Origin of the sequence: Mangrovimonas sp. YM274 (genome assembly GCF_030908385.1) — a bacterium.
In the GTDB taxonomy this organism is placed as follows: Bacteria; Bacteroidota; Bacteroidia; order Flavobacteriales; family Flavobacteriaceae; genus Mangrovimonas_A.
On the sequence record NZ_CP133091.1, the window covers coordinates 282429 to 304660 of the forward strand.

Genomic DNA, 22232 nt, shown 5'->3' on the forward strand with positions numbered 1-22232 from the left:
GAATGGAGTGATAACGAAATGAAGAATCTTCAGATTGTTTAATTTTTCTTAAAGAAATTAGAAGAATTGTATCGAAATCTATTCAAAGCACTTATACTTAGTATAGGTGCTTTTTTTATTTGATCAGTTGGATAAAGTGCTCCAAGCTAGGATTCATGTTGCTTGGGTCCCAAATCATGGACAAAACAGTGCGTTGTGGAATCTTTGAAAGTTCAATAAACTTCACGCCGGGGTCATGGCCTACTTGTAGAGATTTGGGAACGATAGAGATTCCGAAATTATTTTTGATAAGCGAATAAATAGAATCGGCGTGTATGGTATTATGGGACACGATGGGACTAAAACCACTGTCATCAAAAATTTGCATCACCTTTTCGTAATAGGACGTGCTGTACTTGGGATCGAAAAGAATAAAGGATTCATTCTTTAATTGGGTCAAACTTTTAAAATTGCTGTTGTCCAATGGGTGATCCTTGGGAAGTACCAAACAAAAGGGTTCCTTTAAAATCTGTTTGATAGAAAGTCCTCTAGGTACGCGTTCCAATCTTACAAAGCCGATGTCAATATCATGGGCAATAAGACTGTCTATTTGACTTTGGTTGTCCATTTCCTTAAGACTAAAGATGACATTAGGATGTTCTTCTTCAAAAGCCAAAAGTAATTTCGGAATAAGCTCCTGCATGGCGGAGCCTACATAACCAAAATTCAGGCGGCCTTGCTTGCCGTCCTGCAAGAGTTTGGCATGTTCAAAAATGCCATCTAGTCGGGATAAGTTTCTGCTGATTTCAGCATGAAGATAGGTGCCAGCCTTGGTAAGTTTTACATCGCGGTTATGACGCTCAAAAAGCGTGATGCCCAACAATTCTTCCAACTGTTTAATTTGCCTGCTTAAGCCTGGTTGGGAAATAAACAGCTTATCGGCTGCTTTTCTAAAGTGCAATTCTTCGGCGACAGCCAAAAAATAGTGCAGGTGACGCAATTCTATTTGATTACTTACAGGCATCAATGAGTGATGTAAATGATATTATTTGCTATCAAAAATAGCGATAACTTTGTAAAAACTAATAGAAAACGAGAGAGAATGATGTTTAAATATGGTATAGATAAGCTTACGGTTGATACCGTAATGTCGCTTGCAGAAGGAACTTTGAAAGGGATTGTGACGGAAGAGGCCAAAGCGAAAGTAGATGCTTGCAGACAGAAAGTGGAAATCATGGCCAATTCCGATAAGGCCGTGTACGGCATCAATACAGGATTTGGGCCCTTGTGCGATGTACAGATTACCCCAGAGGAAACCAGTAAATTACAGGAGAACTTGGTAATTACCCATGCCGTTGGTGTAGGAAACCCGATAGATAAGGAATTATCCAAAATCATGATGATCTGTAAGGTGCAGGCCTTATGTCAAGGATTTTCCGGTGTGAGAATGGAAGTGATCGACCGATTGCTGTACTGTATCGAAAATGATTTGTTGCCAGTGGTGCCTGAACAAGGTTCGGTAGGAGCATCAGGTGATTTGGCGCCTTTATCGCATTTATTTTTGCCGTTGTTGGGGGAAGGTGAGTTTTGGGTAGGCGATGTCATTAAACCTGCCGCAGAGGTCTTAAAAGCACATAATTTGGAGCCTATCCAATTACAGGCCAAAGAAGGTTTGGGATTGATCAACGGAACCCAGTTCATTTTGGCCCATTCCATCAAAGGGCTTAAAAAAATGGCATATCTTTTGGATTTGGCCGATGTGGCCGGAGCCATGAGTATTGAGGGCTACCAAGGAAGTGCCTCGCCATTTAAGGAAGCCTTGCATACCATCAGGCCGTTTCAAGGAAATCTAAAAGTAGCCGAGCGCATGCGTCGACTGTTTAAGGATTCCCAAAATATCAAATCGCATTTGGATTGTGCCCGCGTGCAGGATCCTTATTCCATGCGTTGTATTCCGCAGGTGCACGGGGCTTCAAGAAATGCTTTCTATCACTTAAATGAATTGGCAGAAATTGAAATGAACTCCGTAACCGATAACCCAATTGTGCTGAGTGAAACCGAAGCGATTTCTGGTGGAAATTTCCACGGACAACCCTTGGCAATGGCCTTGGATTATGCCTCGATAGCAGCTTCAGAATTAGGAAATATCGCCGATAGAAGATGTTATTTGTTGTTGGAAGGGAAGTTTGGATTACCTCGTTTGTTGACGGAATCTGGAGGTTTGAATTCTGGATTTATGATTCCTCAATACACCACAGCAGCTTTGGTAACCGAAAATAAATCTTTGTGTTTCCCTCCTTCCGCAGACAGTGTGCCAACCTCTTTAGGACAGGAAGACCACGTGTCTATGGGAAGTATCTCTGGGCGTAAGTTCAACCAAATTTTGGGCAATATTGAAAAGATTTTAGCCATCGAATTGATGTATGCAGCCCAAGCTTTGGAATTTAGACGTCCAAATACCTTTTCCGATATTGTGGAAGAAAACTTTAAATTGATCAGAAGTAAAGTGGCGAAGTTGGAAGATGACCGCGTGTTGAAGGACGATATTTATGCCATCATTCAATTTGTAAAAGAACAAGCCTTTAGGGTGCAGTAAATTGCCTTGGGGCAAACCCGTAATGCATTAAAAGGTACAATTTTTTAATTTCGAGGTAGGTCTCGGAATATTCAAATCTCGATTATCGAGTAAAATAGAGAACGATATGACATTTCAAGAACAGATATTACAAGGAATCCCAACAGAGTTACCGGCCAAAAAAGCCTATCCTGAAGGCATTAATAGAGCCCCAAAACGAAAGGATATTCTATCAAAAGAAGATAAGCAATTAGCCGTTAGAAATGCTTTAAGATATTTCCCAGAAGCTTGGCATGCTACCTTGGCGCCTGAATTTGCCGAGGAATTGAAAGAATACGGACGCATTTATATGTACCGCTTCAAACCCGATTACGACTTGTATGCACGACCTATTTCGGAGTATCCGGCACAATGTTCACAGGCGGCAGCGATTATGTTGATGATTCAAAATAATTTGGATCCTGCCGTAGCGCAGCACCCTGAGGAATTGATTACCTACGGAGGAAACGGGGCCGTGTTTCAAAACTGGGCGCAGTACTTGTTGACCATGAAATATTTGGCCGCGATGACAGAGGAGCAGACCTTGCACATGTATTCTGGCCACCCTATGGGATTGTTCCCGTCGTCTAAAGCTGCACCACGAGTGGTGGTAACTAATGGGATGATGATTCCTAACTATTCCCAACCTGATGATTGGGAAAAGTTCAACGCTTTGGGAGTTACCCAATATGGACAAATGACTGCAGGCTCTTTTATGTATATCGGCCCACAGGGAATTGTACACGGAACCACGATTACCGTGATGAACGCCTTTAGAAAAATATTGAAGAAAGAGGAGTCTTCCGCTGGAAAAATATTTTTAACTGCCGGTTTGGGAGGTATGAGTGGTGCGCAACCTAAGGCGGGAAATATTGCCGGTTGTATCACGGTGTGTGCCGAAGTGAATCCAAAAGCGGCCACCAAACGTCACCAACAGGGTTGGGTAGATGAGTTGATAGACTCAATGGAGGCTTTGATTACTCGTGTGAAAAAAGCGCAAGAGGCCAACGAAGTGGTTTCCATTGCCTATATTGGAAATATCGTGGAGGTATGGGAGCGTTTTGATGAAGAAAATATCTTTATCCATGTAGGGTCAGATCAAACCTCTTTACACATTCCGTGGACGGGTGGTTACTATCCTGTGGATGTGAGTTATGAGGAATCCAATCGCTTGATTCGCGAGGAGCCGGAAGTATTTAAGGAAAAGGTTCAGGAAAGTTTACGTCGTCATGCCGCGGCTATCAACAAACATACAGTCAAAGGCACATATTTCTTCGATTATGGAAATGCCTTTTTGCTGGAAGCCTCTCGTGCAGGCGCCGATGTGATGGCTGAAAATAAAATTGATTTTAGATATCCTTCCTATGTTCAGGATATTTTGGGACCTATGTGTTTCGACTATGGTTTTGGACCCTTCCGTTGGGTGTGTACGTCTGGAAAGCCCGAGGATTTAGATGCTACGGACCAAATTGCTATGGAAGTATTGCAGCAAATTATGGAAGTGTCCCCAGAGGAAATTCAATTGCAAATGCAGGACAACATCACTTGGATCAAAAATGCAAAGCAGAACAAAATGGTGGTGGGCTCACAAGCCAGAATTCTATATGCCGATGCCGAAGGGCGTGCCAAAATAGCCGAAGCCTTCAATAATGCTATTGCTAAAGGAAAAATTGGCCCTGTGGTATTGGGACGCGATCACCACGATGTGAGTGGTACCGATTCTCCATATCGCGAAACTTCCAACATTTATGACGGTAGTAAGTTCACGGCTGATATGGCCATTCAAAACGTGATTGGCGACAGTTTTAGAGGCGCTACCTGGGTGTCTATCCACAATGGTGGTGGCGTTGGCTGGGGAGAAGTGATCAACGGTGGTTTTGGAATGCTGTTGGACGGCACCAAAGAAGCCGAAGCACGCCTCAAAAGCATGTTGTTTTACGATGTCAATAACGGTATTGCCAGACGTAGTTGGGCCAGAAACAAAGAAGCCAGATTTGCCATTGAACGCGAAATGCAGCGTACACCAAGCCTAAAGGTGACCTTGCCTTATTTGGTGGCGGAGAATGTGTTGACGGATTTGTTTTAAGTGAGACGTTAGTAGTTTGAAGCACGAAGCTTGGAGTTGGAAGTTTAAAGGAATAGAGTAGAGATGGGTTTTGTCATTCCGACGAAGAAGGAATCTCTTCTTGTTCTCTTCCGTTAATCTAACTTGTGAAGAGCAATAATATATAAAAGTCCTGTTTTACGACAGGACTTTTTTGTTTCTTTAAGAATGTTATTACAAATGAACATTTCCATAATCTTTGTTCGTAGGTTTCTAATAAGAGAGTAACTCTTTTGAAAATATGGGGATGTTGTATAATTAATTAGAATTGTATAAATAAAGAAATGGAAACATATTATAGAGTCCTATTAGGTGAAGAATACGCCAAGACAAAGGGAAAGTACGGTATAGTAGATACAGAAAATATTGAAATGTCAGACCTACTAGAGACACTTGAAGATGGTGTTGAAATTTACAAAGGTATGTTAGATGGAATTAAATTCAATTTTGAAGGAGGAGTAGGAAAACAACTTGCAGATTACCAAATGCCATATCAGCCTATAAGGTTGATTTCGACAAAAATGCAGAGATTAATCCAAGATTATGTAGATGAAAGTCAAATTCAGTTTGTGAAAACTAGTGTTTTAAAGGGCTCCGAAAGTCATGAATATTATATAATGCATTTCAAAATCAAAATAGATGTGCTTGATAGAAATAAAATGAGAGATAATCTAATCAATCCAATTATTGATAGAAATAAAATGCCTAAAAATGTCAATGTATTTTGTTACGAGGAATTTGACCCTTCGTCATTTTGTATTTCTGAAAAAGTAAAAGATTTGCTGATAAAAAATAAAGTTACAGGTTGTTATTTTCAAAAGATAACATCCGATAATCGGAGCTAGCACTCGTCTGTGACAAGAGCTAAAATTGTCCTAAATCTTAAAGCAAAGAGGTTTTGTGGATTTATGGTTGAGCAAAAAAAAGCCCCCGTTGCAAACGTAGATTATTTGGATATTGTAAAACCAATAGATAAATATCTGTGTTCATTCTCTCCATAAAAACCTCCCATTTTCAATACTTTATCTATGTGTACAAAATTATCATTTTCATTGAATACATATTTATGGTATGTTTCAACCTGACAAAATTTGGACTCTTTTTGTGTTAGGCGGGGTCTTACAAAAGGAATTCCATCAATAGTTACTTCGTTATTGTTGCTGTAGTATCCAAGCATTTCTAGGGTAAACCAATAACCGTCAGGAGTAGCTTTCAGCATTAAGGATGAAATGTCATGTTGAATTTCGTCTTTTTCTATGTTATTAATTTTTATAGGTGTACTGCTGTATATTTGTTCGCCAAGTTTACCCTTGTTGTTGTGATAAATATTTATTCTTATTAAGGCATCAATTTCCTCATGTAGTTTTTTTATGTCGTTTTTACCGATGTCGTTGTAAAAGGAAAAGGAGACCATATCTAAATAATAATCCCAATATTCTGTCTTGGGGTATACCAAAGCGCACAACTCTAATTTAGGTGTTAAAATGCAGCTTTTCCAAAGCGATGACTTTTTTAAAGGTTTAAATGTAATTTGTTCATCCGTTTTGGCCTTTACAGTTACACTCTCCAATTGTGTTGCATGAGGAGTCATGTAAATAGTGTCTATAACTTGAAGTTTTGGTATCTTGACCGTATTATAACCCAAATGTGAAATTTCTAAAGTATCAAATGATACTTGGGTTAAATCTATGATCCCTTTTGGGTTGCTGTAATCGCCATCTGTTTTGTTGTACTTTATGGTTGCAAATGGAATTGGAGATTTATTTATGGTGTCAGCTATAACTATATTTTGCGAAAAAATAAACTGAGTAATAAGTAGAGTTGGTAGGAGGAGTGGTCTTTTCATATTTAAATTTAGGATAGCAATATTATTCTATTATAGCAAAACTGTCTTTACTATTATCTTTTACAAACGCACTCTCCCGATTACCATTAACTTTTCAGAAGCCGCCATGCCGTTAGGGTTGCAGCCTAGTTGGCCTTCGGGAACATCCATGCCTAATTCTTTGTAAAACGCAATCCAAGAAGGATTGAATTTGCCGGTGTCCGGATCTTTAAAGGTCATGGGGTTCAATTTAAAAATGCTGTCTTTTGAAAAAGCTCTGTATACAAATCCAGAACAATAATAACTGCTGTCATTCATGACATAGCTGAAGTTATAGGGCTTCCCCAACATGGTTTTGGCTTTGGTGATAGCGTCAGGAATGGCTTTTTGATAGTTTGGTTTTAAGCGGTAGGCGATCACTGTTCTTTCTTGCGGTATACTGTCTGAGGGAGGGTAGATAAATTCTCGCAAACTAATCTTGCAGGAACCACCATCGGTATCGGCATGCAATACAAAAATGCTATCGCCTACTATTTCAACCAATCCCATATGGGAGAAATGGGTGGCTTTATCGGTTTGGGTCACCGCATCTATAGCTTTGGATAAGCTGCTTTCGGCAGATTCCCTAAACAGCAAATCGCCTGTTTGCAAGGTAAATTCTTGGGCATGTATGGTTACTGCCAACAACCCTAGCAATAGAAAAAGGAAATGAGTTTTGTTCATTTTAAATAGATGCCTTTGCTTTTTTTAGGGCTATTGTGCCACCTAGCCAAGCCATAGGAATATAGGCTACAACAAGGTCTAAAATTGTAAACCACATAGGGCCTGGGAGCATATAATTCACCATGATACCTCCAATTAAAAATAGCACTCCAATAGCCATGGCAAAAATCATCTTATGACTCGCAGCTACGCGAACGGCTATAATGGCACCTACAAAAGTTCCTATGGCATGGGCCAAAAATGGAAACAGAAAATGTTTAGGCTCCATAGTAGACATGGCTTCCGCTAGAGCATTCATGTCGTTTGGGTCTATGCCTTCCATTGGAAACAAAGAGTGTCCCAGCTGCACCAACCCCATGTTGATGGCGCTACCACCAAGCCATCCTAAAATGACGGCTAAAATATTTTTTACGATACGCATTGCAAGGTGTGTTGTTAGTTAGATAGTTGCCAAAATAGATAAAATTTTTGGAAGAAGACTCAATCAAGCGTAGGGCCTTCCAATCGAAACCAATCAATATCCACAAAACCGCCCGTAGTTTGGGTGGCATAGCTGAATATTGCAAAGCGATAGCCCATAAAGTGGGGCAGGGTATAGGCCATTTGTAGAGAGTTGCCAATAGGCTTCCAGTCCGTTCCGTTTAAACTGAAATAAAAATAGGCCTTATCCGTCTTGTTTCTAAAATCCATAGACACTTTTAAGTATACTTCCTTTTGGTTGAGAGGTATGGATGCTTCCTCTATAGGGTCATCAGCACTGCCATTTACCATGATAAGGCTATGCTTGCCATTGGTTTTTTTAACACCAACATAGGCATATTGTTTCTGAAGCGCAGCCAAGCCCGCATAGTCCCCATTGTTAAGGTGGCTTATATCCAATTTAATACTTGCCGAACATTCGGGACCAAAAGTGCGTTGTGTAAGGGTGTTTCGTGTATCTAAAAAGCTGTTGTCCAAACGGCCATTGGTTAGTCGTAAATGGCCGGGGCGTTCTGTTAACGACCAGTAGTTGTTGTCGGGGTTATGGTTCCATTGCCATTCTAAAGGAAGTTTCTTGTTGGGAGTGTTTTCATTGAATTCATCAGAAGTTACAATACCTTCCATAGTTTGTGGGGCTGCCTTGATGGCCAGTGTGTCGGGCACTTTCCCTTCATGTCCAATGACGGGCCAACCCTCTTTCCAAGTCACCGGGGCTAAATAGGGAATGCGACCAACGGCTCCATAATCTCGAAAAAGGTAAGCGTGCCAATCGCCATTTGGAGTGTCTATAAGCCCTCCTTGGGCAATGCCTCTGTCTTGTAGGACTACCTTGCCTTCATAGGGCCCTTTGATGTTGTTGGACCGGTGCACAATCACAGTACGCATCCCATTCCGTGGCCATGAAATATTGAATAGGTAGTACATGTTATTTACTTTGAACAATTGTGAACCTTCTGCTTTTAGCATGATGTTATCTCCAGATGGAGCACTAGCATTTTCTATTAACACGTGTTTGCTGCCTTCTTTTATACCACTAAGGTCTTTCTTCACTTCAGCAATATATAATTTGCCAGCGCCCCAAATGATGTAGAGGCTACCGTCCTCATCAAAAAATAAACTGTGGTCGTGATAGGAAGGTTCAAAGCTGTGTTCAGTCCAAGGCCCTTTTTCAATATTGGTTGTGGTGTAAATATGTGTTTTTCCAGAGGTGCTGGAAAAGGTGCTCACATAATATGTCCCGTTATGGTATCTCAGGCAGCTAGCCCAAGAACCTTTACCATACGCTTGTGTTCCGTTTTGTAGCTGTAAAGCATCATTAATGGCAAGCGTATCGTAGGCATAATTGATAAGTTGCCAATTGATAAGATTTTTGGATGCCATAATAGGTACACCAGGGTTCATATGCATGGTGGTGCTACTCATATAGTAGGTGTCTCCAACTCGAATCATGGACAGATCGGGAACATCCGCCCAAATAATGGGGTTGTGGGCTGGTTTTACAGTTGTTTGCCCTTGAAACCCTAAAGGCATTGCCAAAATAACGGTAAGAAGGAGTTTTAAGAGCGTTGGGTTTTGGAAGGCTTTAAGCATGAACATATGAAAGGTATTTGATTTTTGTGTTAGGTTAGAAATCCTTTAGTGTTTTGTAAGGTACGAAGCTTTTCTACAATAGGCTTATCGGCGGGTGATATTTGGTAGTTGTCTAGTTCAGGAATGGACACCCAAGCCAATTGATCATGGTCCCTTAGTTGAAATTCACCAGAGACATGCTCTGCTAAATAGGAGTCCAGTAGTATGGTCTTGGAGGCATAGGAATGTTGGTTTTGGTGAAAGGGGCTAAGCACCTTGATCTCTACCTGAAATTCTTCCCTAAACTCACGAATCAAGGCTGCTTCTGGAGTTTCGTTGGCTTCTATCTTGCCGCCCGGAAATTCCCAATAGCCTGCTAGGTCTTTACCAGGTGAACGCCTTGCGATAAGGATGTTTTGTTGGTCTATGAGAATGCCAGCGGCTACTTTGATCATAGAGGATCTGGTTATTATTTCTGTTGGTTAGTTGAACTTCTTTTAAAAATGAGATTGGCATATCCAGGAATATCTTCGGCATTGTTAATAGGGCGATCTTTATGGTCTATCCAAATACAGTCATATCCTTTTTTAGTGAAGTAGTCAAAGATAACGTGTTTGGTGTCTTCCCTAACCTCCACTGCAAAAACACAGTTTTTCAAATCGATGGTTAGACCTGAAATGATATCATCTTCACAGCCTTCGGCATCTATTTTTATCAGGTTGGGTTGTCCAAATTCAGTAACTAGGGCATCCAAACTTTTTATAGTGACGTTTTCTGTAAATCCCTTGAAGCTGTCTTCCACAAATTTCCTTTTAAAAGAGCCCTTCCGTCCGCCCGTTTCGGTATCCCTAAAAAATTCTTGTTGCGCATTTTCTTTGCTTATCCCGTAGTTGAAACACTTAACGTTGGTGCATTTATTTATGTTGACATTGAATTGCAAAAACGCATAGTTTTTAAAGTCGGGCTCAAAGGAATAGACCGTTCCTGAGGGGCCAACCACCTCGCTAAAAGGCAATGCATATTGACCAATGTTGGCGCCTATATCAAAAACAACATCCCCAGGTTTTATATAGGCTTTAATTTTATTCTGAATCTGTTCTTCATATTGAATCTGCTTCTGAAATAGAAATGTAAGATGCTGCGATCTTTCGTAATAGAGTTGTTTGTTGTGGTTGTTGATTTTCTTTGCAACAATATCACTTTTTGAAAAAGTTTTAACGGCTTTGGATACAAGATCGTAAACGGTTTTTTTCATACGGTTCCTATTTGCTAAGTAACTGTAAACTACAGTTTAAAAATACCAAATATTTGGCCGTTTTTAGAACCTTATTTTTTTTCTCTAGAAATAAGGTGGGTGCGAGCTTTAAAGCAAAGGAAGTATAGTATGTATTTGTTTTTTAACAGCCACCCTCTGCTTTGCGTTTCTTTTTCTTTTCAACTGTAATCACTTTTTTAGGGACATCCGCTGTTGGAGGGACTATCGTATTAGAGCTGTCCAGATGCTTTTGGGAGTCCATGATAAACCCATTGATATCGTAAGGTAGGGTTTCTATTTTGGATTCTTTCGTGATGAGTTTGTTCTGTGAGTAGCTGAGTTCTACAGGTAGGATTTTAAGATTATCGAATCCCAATTGGTATAGGATAAGAAAAGGAATGTTGGCTTCTTCTGGGGTGTATCCGTATAACGCGGTGGTAGTGTTGGATTTTTTTAGGTCCTGAAGCAGTTTTTGGGAGGCTTCACTCATAATATCCACGGAAGGCATGTTTATGGCATTTTGTAAATGACCTTTGTTGTACTCATAAGGGTTTCTAATGTCTATAAATGCCACATCTTCATTTTCAATAAGGGAATAGGGTAGGAAATAATCTGTTGAGGTGATTTTTTCCAAAGTGCTTTTAGTGTTGAAAGCATAAGTGTTTTTGGGGCGTTTATAGGTTAAAAAACCTATCAATACGGCTAGGATAAATAGCGTGGCAGCAATGGATATTCGTTTGGTTTTCTCTAATTCTTTCATGGTATTAGGTATAAGATCAATTATAGACTTAACAGCCGCCTTCTGCTTTGCGCTTCTTTTTCTTTTCTACGGTTATTACTTTTTTAGGCGTTGAAGGAGCAGAGGGCAACTCGGTACCTAAATTTTGATCTGGGTATGCTACGCCAAAATACATACTGGCCGCTTTTCTGGTGGCATACAGTTTAAAGTCCGCTTCAGGCATGGCTTCACTTGGTTTGGTAGGATTGATAATGGTGCTGTACCAAGTATTAAGTCCTCCTTGTAAAACATGTAGGTTTTTAAAGCCTAGGCGGTCGCACAACATCCAAGCTTGGTCGGCATGAAAGGTATCGTTGGAATAGAACACCACGTCAAACTGGTCTTGGTTGAGGTAGGTAAGAGAGTCTTCGTCCAACAATTTTGACAGCGGGATATTAATGGCATTAGGCAGACTATACTTATTATAGCTTTCTTCGTCCCTCACGTCTACCAAAATAAAAGAAGGATCTTGGCTAATGAGTTTATGGGAAATATCATCGGTAGAAATATAACGCTCCGGACTGATGGCATGGCTTAATAGTTGTTTGGAGCGAATGCCTTCCTGTTTTTCATATTTAGGCAATAATACCAATCCGGCAGCAAGAATGATCAAGGTTGCAGCCAATATTTGATAGCGATACGAGAGGAATTTTACGGTTTTCTTTTTGTCCATGAGGATCAAGTTTAATTAGTAAAACACACTTTTTACTCTTTTTCTAACCATATCGGCAATGCCAAAGGCAACTACGGCAATAATGGCAAACACAAAAATGACCCAGTAAGGATTCCAACCAAAGGAATCTATCAAAGTAATATTGCCAAAGTTGTAGCCGTCATAGATGGGTTCAAAAAGATTGAAGAGTTCTGAAAATATAAAGACGCCAATCATGATGCCAATTACATACACCCAAGCATCCAATTTACCAATGGCTACCGCACATAAACTGGTGCCCGGGCAGAACCCGCCGGTTACGAAACCAGCTCCCATAATTACACCACCTATGATGGCCCCCCATAAATAAGTAGGGTGCACATAGAGTTGTGAGATATCCAGATATCCCAAGTAATCCATATAGTAAATGCCAATCACCGATACGGCTGCTGCGGTAAAGAATACTTTCAATACGGCGAAATCATAGCCGTAAAACACACCGGCCAATTTTCGCGAGGATGAAAAGCCTGAAGCTTCCAAGACAAAGCCAAAGGCAATGCCAATGAATATGGCTATGATACTATCCCATTCCATTGGAATATAACCGCCAGGAATTAAAGGTCCCATAATTCTATCTTTTAAATTTTAAATCCAGTTCTTTCTAAAAAAATACGCGAAGGCATAGGCCGATCCAAAAATGGCCAGCATAGTAAGAAACCCTCCTGTTGACAATACGGCCATGCCGCTTAAAGCGGCACCACTAGTACATCCTCTTGCAATTTGAGCGCCGAGTCCGAATAAAACACCTCCTATAAGCGCAAAAATCAAACGGCGTTTAGTCGTTATTTTAGGGGAATGCTGAACGCGCCACTTGATGCGTCCGCTGATACTCCCCGAAATAAAGGCGCCTATCAAAATCCCTAAGGCTTCAAATACCAGCCAAGTATTCATAGGGGAGTCCCCCTCCTTGATAAACTGGCTGTAATAGCTGTTACTTTCGGCGTGTTTGGGAGCGACATTTTCAACGACTGTTACCACACTGCTTTTCATGGCGCCACTGGCTCCCAAACCTCTACCGGTAAGGTAAAAGGTAAAAATAATGATGATGCCCAATAGGAAACCTCCAAAATAGGGGTTCCAGTATAGGTGTGGGTTTGCTTTGTGTTTTGTATTCATAACAAATAATTTAATACAGGTATCGGGTAAGTTGTCCTGCTTCTACCATAATAAACCTAAAAATAAGCCCGCCAATGATGACTAAAATAGCCGGAACTGCTACGGGGACTTTATAACCTAATAATTCAATGACTTCCAAAATAGCAGGAACGAGTAAGCCCAAAAGGATCACGAAGCCAAAAAACATCAGGGTAAATTCACCGCCAACCAAAAGGTCCATGGCCTCCAATTGTACTTGCGAACCTGCATAATAGCCCATAATCATATGGGTGATCAGGGCAATTTCTATGACAATTAGGGCTAAATCTATTTTACTGAACAGATGGCGTTCTTCTCTATTTCTAGACAGTAAAATAATGGCTGCGGCTCCTGTAGATAAACCAGAGGTTAAGAACAGTGGCCCCAGAATAGCATTGTTCCACAGAGGACGTGCATTAAAGGCCGATAATAAAATACCTGTATACACCCCCAAAATTATCGATAAGGGAACAAGGGCATAAGCCATATAGGTTCTGTTGGCAATAAGGAATTTTTCGAATTTCTCTAAAAACTTAAATTTTTTAAAGAGTTTGAGTTTCAATTCCATGTTAGGGAAAGCACTTCGGTAAAAGCTGAATAACCATAAAAAGGATAGCGGTGTGGTAATGAGTAATACCCAAGCGCCCCAGGACATAGGGGATTCTATCCTAAAAGTGGTGTATAATCGCCAGGTGTATAGTGGATGGGTTAAATCGTAAACCAATGCCAAGAGACCAATGGATAGGGCGATTGGCGGTATAACAGCGGCTGCTTTCAGAGCAGGATACTGTTTTTCTTTTCCCATAAGGTAGAATAAAGCTGCAAAGAATAGAATGCCTGCAGCAAGTCCTCCCAAAAATAGATACAGGGAGATGGGCCAATGCCAAATTTGTAATGAAGGATCAATGTTTGGAATGTTTCGGCCGCTTGTAAATAGTTCTTCTTCCATGGTACTTTAGCGTTAAATGAGATAAAACACGTGAGGATCGGTTCCTGCCTCTGGGGATAGGGTTTTATGTTTTCTGTTTTTCAACAATTGGGATATTTCGCTATTCGGGTCGTCCAAATCGCCAAAATACATGCATTTTGTTGGGCATACAGAGACACATGCGGGCTGTTGCCCTTTTTCCAAGCGGTGGTGGCAAAACGTACATTTGTCTACATAGCCATCGGGGTGTTGGTATCTGGCATCGTAAGGACAGGATTCTATACAGGCGCCACAGCCGATACATTGGTCTGCAGTCACCAAAACAATGCCGCCTACCACCACATGACTAGCCCCAGTTGGACAGCATCTTACGCATGGCGGATTGGCGCAATGGTTACAACGTTCCGAGCGCAATTCCAATTCTAGGTTAGGGTAGGAGCCGCTAACAGCTTCAGTAATCCAATCCCTGCAATAGCCATGGGGCACATTGTTTTCTGTTTGGCAAGCGACCACACAGTCACTGCAGCCAACACATTTTAAGGTGTCTATCACCATTGCATATCTCATACCATTGTATTTTTATGTGGGTCTTCGGTTAAAATAGAAACAAAGTTTCCTCTTAAACCGGTACCACCCATTAGTGGATCTACGACGATTTGGGAAATAAGTTCGGCGTCACTGGCACCTTTTCCAAAGGCACGGGTCAATTTTTTATTGTTATGGCCAAAGCCATGGTACATATACACAGAATCCCAACGAATACGCTCTGTAACCCTCACTTTGATAGGGAAAGCAGATAGAATGCCATCTTGGTTTTTAAGCCAAACGGGCTGGTCTTTTTTTAGATCTAGGATTCGGGCTACCCTTGGGTTGACCCAAAGGGTGTTTTCACTTTTTAAATCGCTTAAATAAGGGTTGTTAATCGTTCTACTGAACGTGTGCATTGGAGATCTTCCGTAATTCAACCTGTAAAACCCTTGTGGTGGTTGCGGATGGTGGGTGTAGACAGGCATAGGATCGAATCCTAAATCTGCCAATTCCTGAGAATAAAATTCTATTTTTCCACTTGGAGTACCAAACACATAATCCTGTCCTTCTTCGAGGAACAATGGTCCAGAGGTTCTTTCGAAGTTCTTAACGCCTATCTTTTTCATTTCATCCAAAGAAGTCCCCAATTTGTTGAGTTGCCATTCAATGACCTCTTCAAAATCGTTGTAATTGAAATAATCGCCCAAACCAATACGGTCGCCAATTTGTTTACTGATCCACCAGGCAGGTTTGGAATTGTATTTAGGCTTTACAGCTGGAATACGAACAGCAATGGACGGATGTCTGTTGGTGGCAGAGCGAATACCGTCATAACGTTCTAAATAGGTGCATTCCGGAAGCACCACATCGGCATAGCCTGTGATTTCCATTGGCATGGTATCTACCACGACCAAAAATTCAACCGCATTAATCGCTTCAAGGGTTTGTTCTCGCTGTGGTAGGGTGTTTATTAAATTGGTTCCTGCAATCATCCATGCTTTGATAGGATATGGATTATCTTCATTAGGAATGGTCGCCTTGACTACTTCCGAAGTATTGCCCATTTCAGCAAATGGATATTGCTGACCTATTTCATGCCAACCCCATTTAGGCTCTGGATAGGCTGGATGCGGATATTTTGGAATACTGATTTTCTCTTTAAAGTAGAACCCACCTCGGTTACCCCAAGAGCCCAAAAGACCATTTAAAATGGCAATGGCACGTTCGCGTTGCGAGTCGTCTCCATACCAAGTCACATGGCGTCCAGGGTGTACAATGGTAGCTGGGGCGGCCGCAGCCATAAGGCGAGCCGTTTCCCTAATGCTATCCGGTTTTATGGTGGTGATGCCGTAGGCCCATTCCGGAGTATACGGTTTTACGTGGGCTTTTAGTTCCTCGAAACCAATGGCATATTTTTCAACGTATTTTTTATTGTAAAGCTCTTCCTCAATCAACACATGCATCCAAGAAAGTAGTAAGGCAATGTCAGTCGCGGGTTTGATAGGTAACCAATGCGACGATTTACTGGCCGCCGTAGAAAATCTAGGATCTACGGTAATAATCGTGGCGCCATTATCGATGGCGTCAGACATTTCCTGAACTTGCGTATTGTGCATGTTCTCTCCAATGTGGGAGCCAATAAGCACTAAACATTTGGTGTCCCTGATATCGGTAGGTTCTGGAGAGCCTACCCATGAGCCGAAGGTGAGTCCAAAGCCCGTTTCTCTTGGGCCTCTACATTGTGCGTAGGCAGGTTCAGCAATGGTGTCGGAACCATAGGCTTTAAAGAGGTGTTCCAAATGACTTCCTGGAGACCCGTGTTTTAAAAGCGCGAACGATTCAGGGCCGTACTTCTGTTTAATTTCTGTGAATTTCTCGGCAATCAGGTCCAAGGCCTCCTCCCAACTGGCTTCCCTATAAGTTTCTTCACCGTTTATGGTGGTTCTTATTAAAGGTGTTTTAAGGCGATCTTCATCGCTGTACATGCCAATTCCTCCCGTACCTCTTGGACAGAGTCTTCCGTTACAGTGCGGGTCATCATCATTTCCAATCACTTTTTTGATGTCGCCAGTTTCGTCTGTATAGGCCCAGGCGGCACATTTCCAAAAGCATACCTCACAATAGGTAGCAGTTCTGGAAAGTTTTTTGGCAAGGTTCTCTTTTACGGCAGCATCCAAGAGTGGATTGGGCGCTAATAAATTGACTGCTGAAGAGGAAAGTGCTAAGCCCCCTAACCCTAAAGCTGAAATTTTGATGAATTTTCTTCTGGATGTCACCATAGCTATTTGGATTGGTTCTTAAAGTTAAGGAATTTTTTAATCTTTTTAGACAGTTTAAAAGTATCATTTCTACACTTGGTTTCTTGTAACAATTGTTACAGTTGAAGCCCTTTTTTGATAGTGTTTTGGGGGAAGATTTATTGTAAATTTGAACAAGCGCTCACTATGAAAGAAAAGACCTATTTTAGATGGATTTTTGCACTGGCCATTTTGTTATTTGGCTTGCTTTATGTTGTGAGGCATACGGATGTTTTTAGGTCTCAGGAATTTTCAGGGGAGCAATATGAAGGTAAGGTTGTTTCTGAAGGTGAATCCTGTATGCAGTGCCATCAGCAAACCAAGGGTTTTTCAGAATACCACAATCCAAAACTCATAGGCTGCGCCAATTGCCATTTGGGAAATACAAGTTCCTTTAATAAAGAGGAAGCGCATAAAGGCATGGTTTTGATACCGGGTAATTTAGCCGATGCCCAAAAGACCTGTGGAAAATGCCATGCCAACGAATTACACAATGTAGAGCACTCCCTTATGACTACCAATAGTGGGTTGGTGGCGGTCGATAAATTTGTGTTTGGTGAAGCCGATAGCTTGAATGCCTATTACCACATTAAAGACTTGCAGTATTCGGCTGCCGATAAACACTTGCGGGATTTGTGTGCCAATTGCCATTTGGGTGCCCAAAAAACCGATTATGGTCCTATTACCCAATTAAGTCGGGGGGGAGGTTGCAATGCTTGTCATTTAAATTATTCCCAACAAGCCAAAGCCGACCTTTCTAGTTATATGGCATCCAACAAAACCCAGATGCCACAGGTGCATCCTTCTAGTGATGTGTTTATGGATGATACCCATTGTTTTGGCTGTCATAGTCGTTCCAGCAGGATTTCCACCAATTATATAGGGCTTCAGGAAACTTTATTGGATGAAGCTGAGGTGGTCCATGCCAAGGGGCATATGGTGTTGGAAGACAAAAGGGTCTATAAACAGTTGCAGGAAGATGTGCACCATACTAAGGGTCTATTGTGTATCGATTGTCATTCCTCTCACGAGGTGATGGGCGATGGTAAGACCTATTCCCACGCCGAAGATGCCGTTACCCTGAAATGCAATGATTGCCATTTCAAATCCAAGCCTCGTACGGTTCCTTTCGATTCGATTGATAGGGAAAGTAGATTTGTTTATTTACACAGGGGTTATGAGCACCGTGATAAAGAAATTTTAGTTAAGGAAGAAGATGGGCGACCTCTTATAAATACCTATGTGGACTCTTTGGGGAATGCCTTTTTAATCGGAAAAAAGGATCAGAAATTACATCCTCTAGCACCGCAATCGGCTGTTTGTTCTCGTGACAATGCCCATAAAAATGTGAGCTGTAGTGCCTGTCATTCCTCATGGACACCACGCTGTATTGGTTGTCACAATAAGTTTGATGGCAATGAAGCCCAGGCTTTCGATTTGTTGGATAAGAAATTGGCGAAAGGCCAATGGAAGGAATACGTCGCTGAATTTTCGGCCTCGCAACCGGCTTTAGGGGTTAGAGAGCATAACGACGGTATTATGGTTGAACCCGCCATACCGGGGATGGTCATGACCATAGATAAAGGGAGCTACAGCGGTCACCCCGATACTGATGTATCCTTCCATAGACTCTTTGCGCCCAATGCACCACATACCACTACTAAAGCGGTGCGAGATTGTAAATCCTGCCATGCCAATCCCTATACTTTGGGCTATGGCAACGGAACTTTGGTATATCAAACAAATAAAGAAATAGGGGAATGGGTCTTTACCCCAGAATATGCCTTAAATCCTAACGATGGTTTGCCGGAAGATGCATGGATACCTTTTATGAAAGAAGAAACTGCCCAAGAACCAACATCAACAAGAACCAATTTTAGACCTTTTTCTGTTGAGGAACAAAAGCGTTTGTTATTAGTTGGGGCCTGTTTACAGTGCCATGATGATACGTCCAAGGTCATGCAGCAAACTTTGGAACAGGGATTGGAAATGAGTCTGAAACAATTGAGCAAGGCTTGTATTTTGCCTGTACAATAAACGGATAACTGTTAGGTTTGAGAAGTTTTTATAAGCCACAAATTCACGAATGTATTTCCCTAAAAAGACATGGCTATTTGGGTATTCGTGGCAAAATTATACTTGTGAATGGACTTTCATTCAGAAACCAAACCTATGAACTTTAAGATTATAGTGGTTTAGTTTATGGGAATGCATATTGAACTGGTCACTTTTCCTTATGAGAAAAGGACAGCCTATTTTTTAATGTGATTCCTTATATGATATAATGTACTTTATCTGAGGGTTGTAGTTGATATCCAAAATGGAACAGGAGTTTTTCCCCAGAGGCATCCTCTATAATCAAAGGAAGCGTCTCTTTTTTAGATGCTATTTGTTGTTTTATCCAGGTTCTAGCCGGAGTAGGTTCGGTTATCGTATCAATTTTTTTGATGATGTCCTTTGAGGAGATTTTATTGAACCAATAACTCACATCAATACCGGATGCAAATAAGCTGGTGGTGTTTGACAGTTCTAAAATATCGATGCCTGCCATATAGTTGCTCTTGGAAAGCAGCACATGGGTATGGGGAATCTGAAAGCTGCCACTGGCCAATTGTGTAGCCAGTATATTCACTTCGGTATTGGCTGTAGCTGCTATAAACGTATGAATGGTGTCAGCGCCAGTTTCGGCCAGTACGTCTTCCTGGAGGGCGTTTCCATGGTAGCAAACAAAGCCTTGTTCCTGGGTTTGTGTTACAATGTCTTGGTTGGCGTCTATAAAGGTAATTTTGGTTTGGTCTTTTAAATATTGAGCAATCAAAAGGCTTAACGGATTAGCCCCTAATATTAGCAAGCCTTCGCGCTTGTTCATCACTACCAATTCGCCACGTCGTTTCAGCCAATCGGTGGTCCATTTCAATAAAAAAGGAACGGTCATGGTGGTTAAAATGGCCATAAATACCAGAATGGAAAAAATATCCTGATTTATAATTCCCATTTCAAGACCAATACCGGCAATGATGATTTCTACAGCTCCACGCCCATTCATTCCTGCCCCAACAGCGACCCCTTCTCGCCACCCCAAACCTGTAGGCAGGTAAAAAAGGGCTGCTCCCAATATCTTTCCAATAATGGCTAGGGCTATAATAGTTAGCAACATGGAAAGGTTGGTTTGAAAGACGTTTAGGTTTACCATAAACCCTGCCGACACAAAAAATACCGGAGCCAAAAAACCGATGGAAACATCATAAAAGGCTTTGTGGAGTTCTTTTGAAATGTTTTTTGGGAATAGATTATCCTTGATGAATAGACCGGCCATAAAAGCGCCTAAAATACTGTGCATACCTGCTAGCTCTGCCAGTTCGGCGTAGGCTAGGGCTACAATGATAATACTGGTAAAGAAAAAGGTGCTGCTGGCCGATTTAAACTTGGAGAGATACTTTCCTAATCGTGGTAGGAGATGTAAACCAATAAGAATAGTCACGGCAAAGAAGGCAATAGCTTTAAGGGCAACAATCAAAAGTTCGGAACCATCAAAAGTGCCCATGGCGGCAACACTCAGAATGCCGGCAAAAATCAATAAAGCCAAGGTGTCCGATATTAGGGCACTGGCCATGAGAACATAGGCAATCCTCGTGTTAAGGAGTTTTAAATCAACCAGAATCCTACTTTTGGTGGCCAATGAGGTTACCCCTACGGCCATACCAACAAACATACCGGCCATGGCATCACCACCAAACCAAATAGTGGCATAATAGCCTAAAACAAAGGGTACGGCAAAGCCTCCTATGGAGGCCAGAAGTCCAGGCCATGATGCCTTTTTAAGGTCTTTAAAATCAATTTCAATACCAATGTAAACCATCAGTAACATGATTCCTATTTCCGAGAGGACTCTAATGGTTTCGGTATATTCCAGCCAGCCCAAAAGTCCGGGGCCTAAAAGGATCCCTATGACCAGTTCGCCTAAAATAGAAGGGTAGCCAATGCGTCTTGCGGCAGCACCCGCAAGCCATGCGGCTATCAGTAATGCCAAAAGATTGATGATATTTAGGTCGAAAGCTTCCAATGTCTTCTAAATTTAACTTTTTTTCAACACTAAATCAAGAACTGTAGATAGATTTAGTGTGTTGGTAAACGGACTTATAGTACTTGTTTTTTGTTAAGGGATTCACGAGGCCTTTGGCTTAATATTTATCCCGTTTTCTTGTCTTTTTAAACTGCTTGATCATTTTGCCAAAATCCTTGTCCTTTTTACGCTTTTCCGCAACGGTTGCTTCATAATGGTCTTTTTCCCGTTCCATTTTAAGGTAGTTGTCATGGGACATGTGGTCTATATCGCCGCGCTCAACGGCTGCTATAACCGCACAGCCCTGTTCGGTGGTGTGGGTACAGTCTTTAAATTTGCATTGCTGCGATAGTTCTACAATGTTTTCAAAGGTGCGTTCCAATCCTTCAGAGACATCGGTAATACCGACTTCGCGCATACCGGGGTTGTCTATTATAATGCCTCCATTGTCTAAAACCTGCAGCGCCCTATGCGTAGTTATATGACGCCCTCGGCCGGTGTGCTCGCTAATAGCACTTGTCTTCATGAACGCATGGCCTGAGAGCGTGTTTAAAAGGGTCGATTTTCCAACGCCGGAGGATCCCAAAAGACAATAGGTTTTTCCTTTTTCAATTAACGAGGTCACTACCTCAATCCCTTGTTGTGTGGCGTTGCTGATAGCAAATACGGGTATGCTGGGGATTCTTTTTTTTATGCTGTCCAATAGTTCCATTAGAGCGACCTCTGTAATCAAATCAATTTTATTTAAAATAATTACCGGATTTACTTTTGAGGCATTACAAATAGTCAAGTATCTCTCAATGCGATTGATGCTGAAATCCCTGTCGACGGCCTGTACAATAAAGGCGGTGTCTATATTGGTGGCAATGATTTGTGCGTCCCCTTTTTTGCCTACTGCCTGCCGTTGTAAAATGGAGATCCTTGGCAGTACGGCATGGATAAGCACTTTATCGGTATCATAATCGGATATGGCCACCCAATCTCCTACAGCGGGGAAATCGGCTCTACTTTGGGCCGAGTATCTTAAATTGCCCAATATTTCGCCTTCATAATCTTTTTCTGCAGTTTTTACTATGTAGCGCTCCTTGTGTTCGGCAATTACGCGCCCTAACTTAAGACCATCAAGTGCATGCTGTATGCGATAGGTTTCTATGTTGCTATTGTATCCTAAATCTTCAAGTGTCATTTTTCAATGGTTGTGTATATTCTATTTTGTTGGATAGCTTTTTAAGTTGGTCTCAAC

20 protein-coding genes are annotated in these 22232 nt (G+C 41.5%); 4 read left to right on the forward strand and 16 right to left on the reverse strand.

Annotated features, from left to right (window positions below; translation table 11 throughout):
* Positions 1 to 115 precede the first annotated feature (115 nt).
* Positions 116 to 1003 (reverse strand): LysR substrate-binding domain-containing protein, encoded by an 888-nt coding sequence (locus tag RBH95_RS01285; protein ID WP_307900933.1) that lies wholly within the window; start codon positions 1001 to 1003, stop codon positions 116 to 118.
* An 81-nt stretch (positions 1004 to 1084) separates the two neighbouring features.
* Here RBH95_RS01285 and hutH point away from each other — a divergent pair, with 81 nt between their 5' ends.
* The 3 genes from hutH to RBH95_RS01300 all read left to right on the forward strand — a co-directional run bounded on the left by hutH (position 1085) and on the right by RBH95_RS01300 (position 5542).
* Entirely contained in the window at positions 1085 to 2575 is a 1491-nt protein-coding gene (hutH, locus tag RBH95_RS01290; RefSeq protein WP_307902271.1) for a histidine ammonia-lyase, read from the forward strand.
* A gap of 106 nt (positions 2576 to 2681) precedes the next feature.
* Positions 2682 to 4679, forward strand: coding sequence for a urocanate hydratase (locus RBH95_RS01295; protein WP_307900934.1), 1998 nt, complete (start codon positions 2682 to 2684; stop codon positions 4677 to 4679).
* Between the two features lie 302 nt (positions 4680 to 4981).
* The gene (locus RBH95_RS01300; protein ID WP_307900935.1) at positions 4982 to 5542 is read left to right on the forward strand and encodes an imm11 family protein; all 561 of its coding nucleotides are present in this window, start codon (positions 4982 to 4984) and stop codon (positions 5540 to 5542) included.
* Between the two features lie 101 nt (positions 5543 to 5643).
* Here the strand turns inward: RBH95_RS01300 and RBH95_RS01305 are convergent, their stop codons facing one another.
* From RBH95_RS01305 to RBH95_RS01365, 13 genes are all read right to left on the reverse strand, one after another.
* The gene (locus RBH95_RS01305) at positions 5644 to 6543 is read right to left on the reverse strand and encodes a hypothetical protein (RefSeq protein ID WP_307900936.1); all 900 of its coding nucleotides are present in this window, start codon (positions 6541 to 6543) and stop codon (positions 5644 to 5646) included.
* A 60-nt stretch (positions 6544 to 6603) separates the two neighbouring features.
* Entirely contained in the window at positions 6604 to 7245 is a 642-nt protein-coding gene (locus RBH95_RS01310; protein ID WP_307900937.1) for a YiiX/YebB-like N1pC/P60 family cysteine hydrolase, read from the reverse strand.
* A 1-nt stretch (position 7246) separates the two neighbouring features.
* Entirely contained in the window at positions 7247 to 7666 is a 420-nt protein-coding gene (locus RBH95_RS01315) for a hypothetical protein (RefSeq protein WP_307900938.1), read from the reverse strand.
* Positions 7667 to 7725: 59 nt separating this feature from the next.
* Entirely contained in the window at positions 7726 to 9321 is a 1596-nt protein-coding gene (locus tag RBH95_RS01320; protein WP_307900939.1) for a glycoside hydrolase 43 family protein, read from the reverse strand.
* Between the two features lie 23 nt (positions 9322 to 9344).
* Entirely contained in the window at positions 9345 to 9749 is a 405-nt protein-coding gene (mutT, locus tag RBH95_RS01325; protein WP_307900940.1) for an 8-oxo-dGTP diphosphatase MutT, read from the reverse strand.
* Between the two features lie 14 nt (positions 9750 to 9763).
* Complete coding sequence (locus RBH95_RS01330) at positions 9764 to 10549, reverse strand: FkbM family methyltransferase (protein WP_307900941.1); 786 nt, start codon at positions 10547 to 10549, stop codon at positions 9764 to 9766.
* A gap of 142 nt (positions 10550 to 10691) precedes the next feature.
* Positions 10692 to 11309 carry a rhodanese-like domain-containing protein gene (locus RBH95_RS01335; RefSeq protein ID WP_307900942.1) on the reverse strand — a complete coding sequence of 206 codons (618 nt, stop codon included), beginning with the start codon at positions 11307 to 11309 and terminating at the stop codon, positions 10692 to 10694.
* A 28-nt stretch (positions 11310 to 11337) separates the two neighbouring features.
* Positions 11338 to 12000, reverse strand: a complete 663-nt coding sequence (locus tag RBH95_RS01340) for a rhodanese-like domain-containing protein (RefSeq protein WP_307900943.1) — start codon at positions 11998 to 12000, stop codon at positions 11338 to 11340.
* A 15-nt stretch (positions 12001 to 12015) separates the two neighbouring features.
* On the reverse strand, positions 12016 to 12606 hold the full coding sequence (locus tag RBH95_RS01345) for a YeeE/YedE thiosulfate transporter family protein (protein ID WP_307900944.1): 591 nt from the start codon (positions 12604 to 12606) through the stop codon (positions 12016 to 12018).
* 18 nt (positions 12607 to 12624) lie between these two features.
* Positions 12625 to 13155: a YeeE/YedE thiosulfate transporter family protein gene (locus RBH95_RS01350; protein ID WP_307900945.1), complete on the reverse strand. Its 531-nt coding sequence runs from the start codon at positions 13153 to 13155 to the stop codon at positions 12625 to 12627.
* Between the two features lie 10 nt (positions 13156 to 13165).
* Complete coding sequence (gene nrfD / locus RBH95_RS01355; RefSeq protein ID WP_307900946.1) at positions 13166 to 14122, reverse strand: NrfD/PsrC family molybdoenzyme membrane anchor subunit; 957 nt, start codon at positions 14120 to 14122, stop codon at positions 13166 to 13168.
* 12 nt (positions 14123 to 14134) lie between these two features.
* Positions 14135 to 14668: a 4Fe-4S dicluster domain-containing protein gene (locus RBH95_RS01360; protein WP_307900947.1), complete on the reverse strand. Its 534-nt coding sequence runs from the start codon at positions 14666 to 14668 to the stop codon at positions 14135 to 14137.
* A complete protein-coding gene (locus tag RBH95_RS01365; RefSeq protein WP_307900948.1) occupies positions 14665 to 16908 on the reverse strand; it encodes a molybdopterin-dependent oxidoreductase in 2244 nt (747 codons plus the stop codon). Before RBH95_RS01365 ends, RBH95_RS01360 begins: the two co-directional genes overlap by 4 nt.
* A gap of 165 nt (positions 16909 to 17073) precedes the next feature.
* Here RBH95_RS01365 and RBH95_RS01370 point away from each other — a divergent pair, with 165 nt between their 5' ends.
* Complete coding sequence (locus RBH95_RS01370; RefSeq protein WP_307900949.1) at positions 17074 to 18963, forward strand: hypothetical protein; 1890 nt, start codon at positions 17074 to 17076, stop codon at positions 18961 to 18963.
* A 235-nt stretch (positions 18964 to 19198) separates the two neighbouring features.
* On the opposite strand, the gene RBH95_RS01375 is transcribed toward RBH95_RS01370, so the two are convergent.
* The gene (locus RBH95_RS01375) at positions 19199 to 20989 is read right to left on the reverse strand and encodes a cation:proton antiporter (RefSeq protein WP_307900950.1); all 1791 of its coding nucleotides are present in this window, start codon (positions 20987 to 20989) and stop codon (positions 19199 to 19201) included.
* Between the two features lie 118 nt (positions 20990 to 21107).
* Entirely contained in the window at positions 21108 to 22175 is a 1068-nt protein-coding gene (rsgA, locus tag RBH95_RS01380; protein WP_307900951.1) for a ribosome small subunit-dependent GTPase A, read from the reverse strand.
* Between the last annotated feature and the right edge of the window lie 57 nt (positions 22176 to 22232).

Coding starts and splice junctions, on each gene's coding strand:
- RBH95_RS01285 (WP_307900933.1), bottom strand. CDS start 1,003: ATGCCTGTAAGTAATCAAATAGAATTGCGTCACCTGCACTATTTTTTG.
- hutH (WP_307902271.1), top strand. CDS start 1,085: ATGTTTAAATATGGTATAGATAAGCTTACGGTTGATACCGTAATGTCG.
- RBH95_RS01295 (WP_307900934.1), top strand. CDS start 2,682: ATGACATTTCAAGAACAGATATTACAAGGAATCCCAACAGAGTTACCG.
- RBH95_RS01300 (WP_307900935.1), top strand. CDS start 4,982: ATGGAAACATATTATAGAGTCCTATTAGGTGAAGAATACGCCAAGACA.
- RBH95_RS01305 (WP_307900936.1), bottom strand. CDS start 6,543: ATGAAAAGACCACTCCTCCTACCAACTCTACTTATTACTCAGTTTATT.
- RBH95_RS01310 (WP_307900937.1), bottom strand. CDS start 7,245: ATGAACAAAACTCATTTCCTTTTTCTATTGCTAGGGTTGTTGGCAGTA.
- RBH95_RS01315 (WP_307900938.1), bottom strand. CDS start 7,666: ATGCGTATCGTAAAAAATATTTTAGCCGTCATTTTAGGATGGCTTGGT.
- RBH95_RS01320 (WP_307900939.1), bottom strand. CDS start 9,321: ATGTTCATGCTTAAAGCCTTCCAAAACCCAACGCTCTTAAAACTCCTT.
- mutT (WP_307900940.1), bottom strand. CDS start 9,749: ATGATCAAAGTAGCCGCTGGCATTCTCATAGACCAACAAAACATCCTT.
- RBH95_RS01330 (WP_307900941.1), bottom strand. CDS start 10,549: ATGAAAAAAACCGTTTACGATCTTGTATCCAAAGCCGTTAAAACTTTT.
- RBH95_RS01335 (WP_307900942.1), bottom strand. CDS start 11,309: ATGAAAGAATTAGAGAAAACCAAACGAATATCCATTGCTGCCACGCTA.
- RBH95_RS01340 (WP_307900943.1), bottom strand. CDS start 12,000: ATGGACAAAAAGAAAACCGTAAAATTCCTCTCGTATCGCTATCAAATA.
- RBH95_RS01345 (WP_307900944.1), bottom strand. CDS start 12,606: ATGGGACCTTTAATTCCTGGCGGTTATATTCCAATGGAATGGGATAGT.
- RBH95_RS01350 (WP_307900945.1), bottom strand. CDS start 13,155: ATGAATACAAAACACAAAGCAAACCCACACCTATACTGGAACCCCTAT.
- nrfD (WP_307900946.1), bottom strand. CDS start 14,122: ATGGAAGAAGAACTATTTACAAGCGGCCGAAACATTCCAAACATTGAT.
- RBH95_RS01360 (WP_307900947.1), bottom strand. CDS start 14,668: ATGAGATATGCAATGGTGATAGACACCTTAAAATGTGTTGGCTGCAGT.
- RBH95_RS01365 (WP_307900948.1), bottom strand. CDS start 16,908: ATGGTGACATCCAGAAGAAAATTCATCAAAATTTCAGCTTTAGGGTTA.
- RBH95_RS01370 (WP_307900949.1), top strand. CDS start 17,074: ATGAAAGAAAAGACCTATTTTAGATGGATTTTTGCACTGGCCATTTTG.
- rsgA (WP_307900951.1), bottom strand. CDS start 22,175: ATGACACTTGAAGATTTAGGATACAATAGCAACATAGAAACCTATCGC.